This window comes from Mycoplasmopsis felis ATCC 23391 (assembly GCF_000701865.1).
Classification (GTDB): domain Bacteria; phylum Bacillota_I; class Bacilli_A; order Mycoplasmatales; family Metamycoplasmataceae; genus Mycoplasmopsis; species Mycoplasmopsis felis.
On record NZ_JNKA01000024.1, the window covers coordinates 1 to 12,534 of the forward strand.

Genomic DNA, 12,534 nt, shown 5'->3' on the forward strand with positions numbered 1-12,534 from the left:
AGTATTCAAAACAAAAAATAAAAATTTCTATATATGTATACATATATAGATTCTAAAAAAATTAAAAATTTGGTCTTCAACTCAGAAACTCAGGAGAAAAAGAAAATTATAAATATGCACTAAACTTTTTTAATATATTAAAAGATAGCAATTAATTGCTATCTTTTTGTTTTTATTAGTGTTTTACCATTTCAGCTACATCTGCAGCAAAGTTTGATTGCACTTTTTTGATTCCTTCACCAACTTCAAATCTATAAGAGTTAACTAGTTCTGAATTAACACTTGATAAATATTTCGATACAGTTAAAGCATCATCTAACACATATGCTTGTTTTTCTAATACAAACTCTGATAATTGTTTATCTAATCAACCACTAACAATTTTTTCTTGGATTTGAGCAGGTTTACTTTCGAAACCAGCAGGTTTTTCAAATTGTGATTTAATTTCATTTAAGCGTTCATTTGAAAGTTGAGAAACTAAAGAAAATTCAGGATTCATAGCAGAAACATGCATAGCAACATTTTTTGCAACTTCAGGATTTGTACCTTTTATATTAACAACTGCAGAAACTTGTTTGTTAATGTGATTGTAAATCCCTAATACTTCACCTTCATTTGCTTGTATTTCTAAAACTCTACGTAAAGATATTTTTTCACCTATAACTGATGTTGCGTTCATTAATTCATTTTCAACAGTTTGTCCATTACTTAAAACTACATTTAATGCATCTTCTAATGTGCTTGCTTTACTTTCATAAATTGAATTTGCAGTTTGATTTAAAAGTTCCACAAATTTATCGTTTTTAGCAGCAAAATCTGTTTCTGAATTAATTTCAATTAAAATAGCACGTGTTTGATTTCCGATAGCTAAAACAGCGCCTTCTGCAGCGATTCTTCCAGCTTTTTTAGCAGCTTTAACAATTCCGTTTTCTTTTAATCATTGAACTGCTGCTTCAATATCATAGTTTGTAGATTCTAATGCTTTTTTAACATCGACTAAAGCAGAATTAGTTCTTTGTCTTAATTCTTTAATTAATTCTAATTTATTAATAGCCATAAATATCTCCTAATTATTCTGTTTCTGTAGTTTTTTCTGAAGTTTTAGTTTGAAATTCAGGTAAAACAACATTTTCTTCATCTTGGTAAGCAAATAATTGTTGTCCACCTCTTGCTTTAACAATAGCATCTGCTAAAACAGTCATTATTAAGTAAATTGATTTACTTGAATCATCATTTGCTGGAATTCCAAAATCTACAGCATCTGGATTTGCATTTGAATCTAAAAGTGAAATAACTTTAAGCCCTTTTCTTTTTGCTTCTTTAACAGCGATTTCATCTTGAATAGGATCAGCTACTATCATAACATTCGGTAAGCGTTTCATTGAACGTATACCTTCTAAATTTTTGTGTAATTTATCTAATTCTTTAGAAAAATTCAAAGCTTCTTTCTTTGTATAACCTTTGAAATTATTAGCGGCTTTTTCTTCTAATTCTTCCATTTTTTTAACACGAGACATAATTGTTTCATTATTAGTTAAAGTTCCACCTAATCATCTTTCTGTTACATAAAGAGAATTAGTTCTTTCAGATGCTTTTTTAACAGCATCACGAGCTTGTTTTTTTGTTCCTACAAAAATAAATTGTGCATTTTTGCTTGCTAATGAATGAACTAATGAATAAGCAAATTCTAAGTATTTTTGTGTTTTAAAAATATCTATAATGTGTGCTCCTCTGTTAGTTTTATTTGGAACCAAGAATTCTTTCATTTTAGGATTTCAAGCAAATTTTTTGTGCCCAAAATATGTTCCAGCTTCTAATAATTTATTTCTTGAAATAATTTGTGGTTTTACTTCTTTTTGTTCTTTTGAAACAGGTTTTGTTTCAACTTTTTTATTTTCTGTTGTCATTAAAATATTTCCTTTATTTAGTTTGTTTGTTTTAATAAATACTTCTAACACCTAGCACTAAATCATTGCAGCACACCCAAGTGAATTCATATTTATCAATATAATTAATTTATAATTTAGAGTTTTATTTATATATAAATAACTCTTATTTATAATTTTATACTTTTATTTTGTAAATAGAAATAAAGTATCTCTTTTTTTAAACCTTAGTTATAGTAAAAAAGTAAAAACTTATGCAAAAGTTTTTACTTTCAAAATTTATTATGATTTTATTTTAGAAAAATAATATGTAGTTATTTTACTTAATAACTTATCATTCACTGGTTTAATTGATTCATGTTTTATTGCATCTGTATTTATTATTTCAAACATATTAATAGCATTGAAATCATGGTTGTCATATTTATCGAAGAAATAAAATCTATAAATTAATTCATAATCAGTTATACTGGTTGGAACATAATTTATAAAATTAAAATTACTTAGATTATTATAATTTTTTAAATATTCTTCGTTAGATAAATCAATAAATACTAATGAATTAATTATAGTATCAAAAATGAATTCTTCTTTATTTTCATTTTCTTTAATTTTTTGAAGAAATTCTTCTATAAAAGTAAGTGTATTTTTTATAATCATTTTACTAAATTCATCTTGATTTAATTTTAGCAATTCTTCTTCTTTAACTTCAAAGTTATTGTTAGAAATTTCTAAAATTTTATTTACCAAATTATTCATAAAATCTGAATAATTTTTATTAAGAAATTCTTTCATTAAATATGAAGAGTAATTAATAGCATCATTTTTATTTATATCTTGTTCTGCTTTTTTAAGATATTTTTGTCTTAAGTCATAAAAATTAATAAATTCTTGATTATTTTCTCGAGAACTTAGATCGATTATTGATGCAATTTTATTTACAAAATTGATTATTACATCATTATTTAAATCATTTCATTGCTCTGATAATTCTTCAGTTTTAAAATCTTTTCAAATTTCTATAATATGATTTTCAACTAATTTATTTTGTAAATTATCAAAATTTTGCTTTAAATCTTGGTTAAAAATACTTTTATATTTTTGAATTACTTTTGACAAATATGAATAATAACCTGTCGATATGTTATGCATAAAATCATCTTTGGTTTCTTGGTTTAATTTATTTGATAAAACCAAACCATCTACTAATAATATATTTTGATTTGGTTTTATTGCTCTAATTTCGCCATCTTCAACTTGATTAGGGAAGTTATCAGATCCATAATAAGAATCAATTGCATCACCATTGTACATTATTGCTGCATTAATATCGGGACGATTTGGATTAATTAAATCGTTAACTATTTCTAATCCATCACCTTTTAAAGTAATGTGTTTATTATTTCTTATGTCAAAACCTGTTCCATCTTTAATTAAATCAATAAATGAATCAATTAAAATTTCATAAGGCTTACTATTATTATCTTCTTCTTGAACAATACCAGTGAATTTTTCATTTGTTCTACCATTTGGTAAAGGTCAATATGAAGAACCATATAACATATTATCTCTTACTGCATCTGTGATAACCCATTTATCATAACCGTTTTCTGAAATAATTTTTAAAAGATTAATAATAGAATAAGGATTTTGAATTATTTCTTTATTAGGTTCTGTATTAATAAATTTATCAATATATTTAGATATATCTATAGATTGATTTTCATCTAAGTTTTCTGGATTGATAGAAACTTTTTTAATATTATAAGCAATAACCATATCTTGAGAATAATAAGGATAAAAATATTCTCATAATTCATTATTATCATTTAAATTATATGAATTTAAATGGTTTCAAATTTCTGGCCTAAGTGTTAATTTAACATATTGCTTAATTAATTCTTTTGCTTTTTTTGAATCATTTAAATTTTGTTGAATTTTTAGAATTTTATTATTTAATGATGCTTTTTGTTCTTGATCTTTAGTATTTTTTAATTGAATATTTAATTCATTGAATTCTTTTAAATAATCATCATACTTTAAATAATTTTTTAATTCTGGTAAGTTTAATAAGATTGAATAATCTAATTTAGATATCAATCCTTTATTAGCTAATTCTGCTGCTAAGAAATCAGAACCTATACCTGCTGCTGCTTTATTGTTAATTAAAGCATTAGTAAATTGATTGATTTCATCGAATTCTTTATAGTCAAATGTATTATTAAGATGTTCTATATTATCGTCTGACATATAAGATTTGTAATTATAAAAACTAGGTTTAAATGATTTATTTTTTTTAAGTGTTAAAGTTGTTATGAATATAGTTGATAAAAATAACAATGAAGCACCAAAAATAATGAATCTTTTAAATTTTTTCATTATTTTTTCTTAGTTTTATAACTTGCATAGATTATATTACCTATAATAGTTAAAACCAAAACAATTGATCCAATAACCAATCCTCAAGGCTCAAATGCTCCTTCATATAACTTAGTTCCAAGTGTTGTTGCATTTGATGTGGTTCTAGCAATAATAAAATCATCAAAACTCAACACTGAACTTACTAAAATAACTGTTATTATTGAAGGAATCATATAAACTAAATAAGTTTTAAATCATGCTCTAATTTTAGAATAACCTAAATCTTGCGATGCTTCAAATAAATTGTTATTAAATTTTTGACTTCTTGGTAGCATTAAAGAAATACCATAGGGCAAAGCCATTATTGTATGACCTACAACTAATCTTCCAAAACCTTCTCTGTCTACTGATACTATTCCAAAGAATAATGTAAAGACTAAAACTAATCCTAAGGCAGTAATGTTATCAGGATTAATCAAGGGAATATTAGAAGTTGTACTTAGTGTAGTTTTCATTAATTTGTTTTTTTGTTTATACATTGCATAAACTGTCACTATACTAATTGAAACAACTAAAAAACTTACTATAAACGCTAGTAAAATAGTATTAATTAATGCTAAATTTCTTCCAGAATCAAAAAGTCTAATTCAGTTTTCGAATGTTCCTTTTGTTCATGTAGGGTTAAATTCTCCTTTTGGTGTAGATTGATTAAAACTAAATCAAACACCAAATAATAAAGGAACATAAACAATTGCTAAAATTAAATAAATATATGATTTTCTTAAAAAATTATTAAATTTATTCATAATTTGCTCCTTTTTTAAGTTTAAATATTAATTTAGGTATTAATAAAAATAACGAATAAACACCAATAAAGATAGCTGATACAACAATAACTAAAGCAGAACCACTACTTAAATCATATTTATTTCCAGGATTTATTTTAGAATTTAAAATATCACCAATTAATTGATGTTGTGAACCATCCACTAATAATTTAGAACTAATAACAAATGTAGTTGCAGAAGCTAAGAATATCATAGCTAAACCACTTAAAATAGCTTTAGTTCCGTATGGAATAATTACTTTTAACATTGTTTGTGTATTGTTATAACCTAAATCATTACTTGCTTCAATAATATTTTTAGGCATATCTTTAAAAACAGTATATAAAGGTAAAATCATTAAAGGTAAATTTAAGTATGTTAGACCAAAAATTATAAATAATTCTGAATTTAATGTTTTTGGATCATTGCTAAAGATAGCAAGTGCAAGGCCTTTTATTGAATATATTCTAGCAATTGTAAAAATAGCCATTGGACTGATTATTAAACTTAAGGCAAACAATTTGAAAACTTTTGATTTAGAAGTTGACACAAAATAAGCATAAGGAAATCCTATAATTAAACATAATAAAGCAGAAACAATACCAACTCATAATGATCTACCGATAATGTTTCATGTATTAGGTTCTTTTACTAATACTCATGCATCAAACTCAGATGACACACTAGGACTAAATGCGCTTATGATTATCATTAAAACAGGAAGAACAATTAAGAAAATTGCAATTAAAAAATAAGGTAAAAATAATCAAACTTTTTTATCAAATTTAAAAAGTGATTTAATTTTTAAAAACATCAGTTGTATAATCTCACTTTGGATCTTTTTTCATTAAATGAATTGAATCAATAGTTCAACTTAAATATACTTTTTCATCTAATTCAAATTTCTTAGCTGTTTCTACATATATTATATCTTCATCAACAGTTTCAATAGTTAAATAATAATAACTTCCACGATATGAAATTTCTTTTACATAACCGACAATTTTACCTTTTGTATTTGAAGTATTATTAGTTATATCGATATCTTCTGGTCTTATTAAAGCATCTAAAGTTTCAGAAGTGTTAAATTCATTTACTTCATGTACGGTTTTAAATTCATGTCCTAGTACTTTTACATAACTTGATTTAGTAAATTTAGCATCGTAAATATTTGAATCACCAATGAATTTAGCAACTCAAATGTTTACAGGATAATCATATATATTTTTAGGAGTATCATATTGTTCGATCACACCATTGCGCATAACTGCAATTCTGTCAGATAATTCTAATGCTTCATCTTGATCGTGTGTAACAAATATGAAAGTCAAACCTAATTCTTGTTGAACACTTCTTAATAAAACTTGCATTTTTTGACGAATCTTAGCATCTAAAGCACTTAATGGTTCATCTAATAATAAAATTTCTGGTTCTATAACTAAACTACGGGCTAGAGCAACACGTTGTTTCATACCTCCAGATAATTCTGAAATAGCCTTAGTTTCGTTTCCTTTAAGTCCAACTAACTCAATAATTTTATTTATTTTGTCATTCATTTCTTGAGTTGTCATTTTTCTTTTGAAGTATCTGTTTTCAAAAGTTTCTGTATTTTGCTTAACATAATTTTCTCAATATGAATATTTAAAATCTGAATCATCTAATCAAGCTTGTCTACGATTATACTGATAAGTTCCAGGTTTTAATTTTTGTAATTCTTTAGTGTATTTTTCTTGAATTTGTTCAAGTTCTAACATTTTTTGATTAGCTTTTTTAGTTCATTTTTTGGTTTTTTCTTCTAATAGTAAAATATGTCTTTGATTAATTTGTTCTTTTTTAACTCTTTTTAGTTTTAAACCATAAGCAATATTTCCTTCTACATTTAAATGAGGAAATAAAGCATAGTCTTGGAAAATAGTTGAGACATTACGTTTATGAGGTGATAAATCTTTAATATCATAACCATTAAATTTAATTTCACCACGCGTTGCTCATTCAAAACCTCCAATCAATCTTAGAATTGTTGTTTTACCAGAACCAGAAGGTCCTAATAATGTAACAAATTCTCCACGATTAATTTCAAGGTCTATTTTATGCAAAACAGTTTTATCACCGAATTCTTTAACAACTTCTTTTAATTCAATGATATGTTGATTTTTCTTTGTTTTTTTATTCATAAATCTCCTTGTATGTTTTTTATATTTGAAAAACATCAATCAGGGAGACAGTATCAAAAAGATTCTCAGAGTATTCTTCAATACTATGAGAAAGTGATGGGTAGTGTAAATCAGAGAAATTGATAAGTATATTTTTTATACTTAAAATTTGTATTAAAATTTCTTTGTTTTTCATATTATTAATTATTATATATGATGTAGATTTTTTAAAAGTTTTTTTCTTAAAAAAATAATGAAATTATTTTAAGGGTTTTGTAATCAGAAAATTAATGTTTTTACCTTTTTCTGACCACTTAATTTCATAACCTGTTTTAATGTTTGAGTCATTATACTTTGAATTATGTAAATCATTAGTAAGAAACATAATTTCTCAATTATTTTCTTTTAAAGAATCAATTGAAAAATTAAACAATTTATCATTGTCAGTTTTAAAAAACAATTGTCCTTTTTCACTTAACAAATCTTTATATAAATTTAAATATGTTTTATAAGTTAATCTTCTTTTTTCATGTGCATTTTTTGGTCATGGATCTGAAAAAGTTAATCAAATTGTTGAAACTTTACCTTTTAAGATTTCAGGTAGTTTAATTGCATCTTCAGTTATAATGAATAAATTTTTTAAATTTAATTCATTAATCTTTTTTAATATTTTTAATGCAACAGTCGGATATTTTTCTATTGCTATATATTTAATATTTGGATTTAAATAAGCAAGTTGACTTATCATTTCTCCCTTACCTGAACCTATTTCTAGAACATAATCTTCTTTTAAATAAACAGGAAAATCTTTAATATAAAAGGAAGAATTATTTAACTTTTCTTGAGCTGTATTATCATGTCTTAATCTCATATTTTATATTATACAAAGTATTTATTTTTTGTTTATCATTTCAGATAATATAAAAATATTTTGATAGAATAATTGTTATGAAAAATATTACTTATTTTCCTGCTATTGTAGTAGGTGGGGGTCACGCTGGAGTAGAAGCAACATTTGCTTTAGCAAATAAAGGTCATAAAGTCGCATTAATAAGTTTTGATTTAAATAAAATTGCTATGATGCCTTGCAATCCATCAATTGGAGGTCCTGCAAAAGGAATAATAACAAGAGAAATTGATGCATTAGGTGGAGTTCAAGGATATTTCTCTGATTTAGCAATGATTCAAATCAAAATGTTAAATGAATCAAAAGGTCCAGCAGTAAGAGCACTAAGAGCCCAAATTGACAAAGAAAAATATTCTAAAATAATTAAAGAATCTCTAGAAAATCATCCAAATATTTCTTTAATTGAAGGTGTAGTTGAAGAAGTCTTAGTTGATGAAAACAAAAAAGTAATTGGTATTAAGTTAGATAATGAAGAAATCATTAAAACTGATGTTTTAGTTATTACTACTGGAACTTATATGAATTCTAGAATTTTAAGAGGGAATGAAATAAAAATATCTGGACCAGATAATCAAAAAACTACACCAAAATTAAGTTTATCATTACAAAAACTAGGTTTAGAATTACAAAGACTAAAAACAGGAACACCAGCAAGAGTTTATGCTAATTCCATTGATTTTTCAAAAGTTGAAAAAGAAAATTTAGAAGATACCTTATTAACTTTTTCAGAACGTTCAAATATTAAATTAGATAAACAAATTTCATGTTATTTAACATATACAAATGAAAAAACACATCAAATAATTGAAGAAAATATCAATAAATCTGCTATGTATTCTGGATTAATAGAAGGAATAGGTCCTAGATATTGTCCAAGTATAGAAGATAAAGTAATGCGTTTTAGAGATAAAAACAGACACCAAATCTTTTTTGAACCTGAAACAGCAGATGGAACTATTATTTATGTTAATGGAATGTCAACTTCAATGCCGATTGAAGTTCAAGATAAAATGTTAAGAACTATTCCAGGACTAGAAAATTGTCAAATACAAAAATGAGGTTATGCAATAGAATATGATGCATTAAATCCATTACAAATCAAGCCCACTTTAGAATCTAAATTAATTAAAAACTTATATACAGCAGGACAAATCAATGGAACTAGTGGATATGAAGAAGCAGCAGCGCAAGGATTAATCGCAGGAATTAATGCAGGATTGAAACTAGAAAATAAAGAACCATTAATTTTATTAAGAAATGATGCATATATTGGTGTGTTAATAGATGATTTAGTAACTAAAGGAACTAGAGAACCATATCGTATGTTAACTTCAAGAGCTGAATATAGATTATTATTAAGAAATGACAACCCTGATTTAAGATTAAGTAAATTTGGTTATGAAGTTGGTTTATTAACTAAAGAACAATATCAAAAAGTAGTTGATAAATACAATAAAATCTATGCAAAAATAGATGAATTATCAAATCAATACTTATCTTCAAAAAGTGATATAGCAAAAAAATATAATATAGAAAATGGTGTTTCTTTAATCAAAGTTTTAGCAAGACCAGAAATATCTGCATCAGAAGTTTTAGGTGATTTTGAATATAAAAATGAACTAACAACAATTGTTCGTTTAGACGGTTATATTAAAAAACAAGAAACTCAAGCTCAAAAAATGAACCGTTTAGATTCTTTAAAAATACCAAATAATATTGATTATTCAAAAATACTAAATTTAGCTACAGAAGCAAGACAAAAACTAGAACAAATCAAACCATTAACAATAGGACAAGCATCTCGGATTTCTGGTATCAATCCATCTGATATTCAAATGCTAATGTTTCATTTAGCATCTAAAAAATAATATGAAATTAAATATTATAGCAATTGGTTCACTATCAGAAGATTATAAGAGATTATATAATGAATATATTCATAAAATTAGTTTTTTTGCAAAGATTAATTTAATTGAAATTAAAGAACAAAAAATAGATAACATAGAATTAAAAATTCAAAAAGAAACAGAATTAATATTAAATAAAATACCTAAAAACTCAATGGTATTTTATTTATCGACTAATGCTAAACAATTAAATTCAATTGAATTTTCAAAACTTTTTGTTGATACAGATAATATTACATTTATCATTGGTGGTTCTAATGGTGTTGATGAAAGTTATTTTAAAAACAAAATCAATTTTTCAAAAATGACTTTTCCACATCAATTATTTAGAATAATATTAGTAGAACAAATTTATCGTGGTTTTACAATTAAAAATAATATTCCTTATCATAAATAAGATTATTTAAATTCTTTAAAGAAATAAATAAAAGATAAATCAAATAATCATATTAAAAGATTTAATATAAAAACAGAAAACAAGTTTAAAAAAATCCTTGTTTTCTGTTTTTATATTATATTTTGCTTTAAACTCATTATTAATAATTTAAAATATAAATAATTTAATAAATAGGAGAATAAGATATGGAAAATAAATCAGAATTATTAGCAAAATTTAAAGATTTATTAGATGAAATTTCATCTAAACAATTAAACAAAGATCAAAAAGAATTAGCATATGAAATATTATCTAAATTTCCTGATAATAAATTGGAATACGTATTCCAATTTATCTGTCAAAGAATCAAAACAGGATTTAGATTTGATATAGCTCCAGAAGCTAATTCGAAAGTAATTGGTATTTTACAAAAAGATCAATCAATGAGTTTTGAATTAAATCCAAATAAATCAAATCAAAACTCATTGATTATCAGTGAAAATTATGATGCATTAAAGAATTTAATAGTAATCGAGAGAGAGAGAGAGAGCAGGGTTAGAATATAAATATGATTTAATCTATATCGATCCTCCTTATAATACAGAAACATCAAAAGATGACGGAAATTCAATTGCAGATGATAAAGAAAATATAAAAGCAAACAAATTTATTTATCGTGATAAATATTCTCGTAATGGTTGATTAAACTTAATGAACGAGCGTTTAAGATTAGCAAGACAACTTCTCAAAGATGATGGAGTTATTTTTGTATCAATTGATGATGCAGAACAGGCATATTTAAAAGTATTAATGGATGAAATTTTTGGAGAAGAGAATTTTGTAGGGAACTTTGTCTGACAAAAGAAAAATGCAGGATCAGCAGATGATGCAAAATATATAAAAATATTAAATGAATATGTTTTAATGTATTCTAAAAATATAAATTTATTAGAAACAAACTCACAAGACTTAGATACAGATGACAAAAGTTATAATAATGAAGATGAACATATATTAACAAGAGGTAAATATAAATTAAACCAACTAGATCGTGCTTCCTTAACCTGAAGCAAAGGACTTGACTATATTATTGAACATAATGGACAAACTTATTATCCTGGAAAATCAAAAGAAAACTGACAAAAAAGACAAAATGGAGAACATGCTGAAAAGGATTGAGGGTGAAGATGAAGTAAGGAAAAGGTTCAATGAGGAATACAAAATGACTATTTGGTATTTCAAAATGATAAAGTTTATTCAAAACAATATCAATTTGCTGATAATGAAGGAAATTTAATTCATAGATCATCTAAATTTAGTAATTTAATTTTAGATGCTCATGGTTCTAATGGAACAAAAGAACAAAAAGATATTTTTAATACTAAAACTTTTGATCATCCAAAACCTACTTTATTGATTAAATATATCATTAATCTAATTAAAAATAAAAACTCCCGTATCCTAGATTTCTTTGCTGGAAGTGGAACAACTGGTCATACTGTGTTAGCTTTAAATAAAGAAGATGGTGGAAATCGAACTTTTACATTAGTTACCAATAATGAAAATAATATAGCACAAAATATAACATATGAACGTTTATATCGAATTAATCAAGGAAAAGGTACAGAAAATCAAGCTTTTCCTTGATTAAAAAATAATGAACCTTATTTAAATAATTTAAATGTATATAAAATAAATTATTATAATGTTGATTTATTTAATAACAAAAAGAATATCGATCAATTAATTCAGTTATTAACTGAATTATTAATAGATTTTGGATTAAATAAAGAACAAATCCAAAATCTTAAAGAAATAGATTTATTAACTGATTTAAGTTCATTAAAACCTCTGATAAAGGATGAAGATGGAACTAACTAAAGCACAAAATTCAGCAGTCTCTAAATTAGTTGATTTTACTTGAAATAAATTAATTACTCATAAAAAAGATTCATTATATTTCAAAGCACCAACTGGTTCTGGAAAAACCTTTATGATCTTAAATTACATTGATAAATTAATTGATTTATCTAAATATGAAAATAACTTAGATTTAGTTTTTGTTATTGCTACATTATCATCTGCTGAATTACCTAAACAAATGGAAGAAAGTTTTT

Annotated in this window: 13 protein-coding genes; 5 read left to right on the forward strand and 8 right to left on the reverse strand. The window is 24.4% G+C overall.

What is annotated here, in order from left to right; genetic code table 4:
• Positions 1-175: 175 nt before the first annotated feature.
• The 8 genes from tsf to trmB all read right to left on the reverse strand — a co-directional run bounded on the left by tsf (position 176) and on the right by trmB (position 8,098).
• Positions 176-1,057, reverse strand: a complete 882-nt coding sequence (gene tsf / locus T405_RS02890; RefSeq protein ID WP_036430953.1) for a translation elongation factor Ts — start codon at positions 1,055-1,057, stop codon at positions 176-178.
• A gap of 13 nt (positions 1,058-1,070) precedes the next feature.
• Entirely contained in the window at positions 1,071-1,907 is an 837-nt protein-coding gene (gene rpsB / locus T405_RS02895; protein ID WP_051619554.1) for a 30S ribosomal protein S2, read from the reverse strand.
• Between the two features lie 261 nt (positions 1,908-2,168).
• The gene (locus T405_RS02900; RefSeq protein WP_036430956.1) at positions 2,169-4,265 is read right to left on the reverse strand and encodes a type 2 periplasmic-binding domain-containing protein; all 2,097 of its coding nucleotides are present in this window, start codon (positions 4,263-4,265) and stop codon (positions 2,169-2,171) included.
• The gene (locus T405_RS02905) at positions 4,265-5,053 is read right to left on the reverse strand and encodes an ABC transporter permease (protein WP_036430959.1); all 789 of its coding nucleotides are present in this window, start codon (positions 5,051-5,053) and stop codon (positions 4,265-4,267) included. The genes T405_RS02900 and T405_RS02905 overlap by 1 nt, the downstream gene beginning before the upstream one ends.
• Complete coding sequence (locus tag T405_RS02910) at positions 5,046-5,888, reverse strand: ABC transporter permease (protein WP_036430962.1); 843 nt, start codon at positions 5,886-5,888, stop codon at positions 5,046-5,048. Before T405_RS02910 ends, T405_RS02905 begins: the two co-directional genes overlap by 8 nt.
• Positions 5,872-7,248, reverse strand: a complete 1,377-nt coding sequence (locus tag T405_RS02915; protein WP_036430965.1) for an ABC transporter ATP-binding protein — start codon at positions 7,246-7,248, stop codon at positions 5,872-5,874. Before T405_RS02915 ends, T405_RS02910 begins: the two co-directional genes overlap by 17 nt.
• A 19-nt stretch (positions 7,249-7,267) precedes the next feature.
• Complete coding sequence (locus tag T405_RS03875) at positions 7,268-7,423, reverse strand: hypothetical protein (protein ID WP_156951248.1); 156 nt, start codon at positions 7,421-7,423, stop codon at positions 7,268-7,270.
• A 63-nt stretch (positions 7,424-7,486) separates the two neighbouring features.
• Positions 7,487-8,098, reverse strand: coding sequence for a tRNA (guanosine(46)-N7)-methyltransferase TrmB (trmB, locus tag T405_RS02920; RefSeq protein ID WP_036430968.1), 612 nt, complete (start codon positions 8,096-8,098; stop codon positions 7,487-7,489).
• Positions 8,099-8,175: 77 nt separating this feature from the next.
• Here trmB and mnmG point away from each other — a divergent pair, with 77 nt between their 5' ends.
• From mnmG to T405_RS02945, 5 genes are all read left to right on the forward strand, one after another.
• Entirely contained in the window at positions 8,176-10,002 is a 1,827-nt protein-coding gene (gene mnmG, locus T405_RS02925; protein WP_036430971.1) for a tRNA uridine-5-carboxymethylaminomethyl(34) synthesis enzyme MnmG, read from the forward strand.
• A 1-nt stretch (position 10,003) separates the two neighbouring features.
• Positions 10,004-10,438 carry a 23S rRNA (pseudouridine(1915)-N(3))-methyltransferase RlmH gene (locus tag T405_RS02930; RefSeq protein WP_036430974.1) on the forward strand — a complete coding sequence of 145 codons (435 nt, stop codon included), beginning with the start codon at positions 10,004-10,006 and terminating at the stop codon, positions 10,436-10,438.
• Between the two features lie 185 nt (positions 10,439-10,623).
• Entirely contained in the window at positions 10,624-10,983 is a 360-nt protein-coding gene (locus tag T405_RS04075; RefSeq protein ID WP_036430977.1) for a hypothetical protein, read from the forward strand.
• A 16-nt stretch (positions 10,984-10,999) separates the two neighbouring features.
• On the forward strand, positions 11,000-12,298 hold the full coding sequence (locus T405_RS03880) for a site-specific DNA-methyltransferase (protein WP_258408968.1): 1,299 nt from the start codon (positions 11,000-11,002) through the stop codon (positions 12,296-12,298).
• The coding region (locus T405_RS02945; RefSeq protein WP_036430982.1) for a DEAD/DEAH box helicase family protein at positions 12,285-12,534 on the forward strand (250 nt) is incomplete at its 3' end. The genes T405_RS03880 and T405_RS02945, both read left to right, overlap by 14 nt.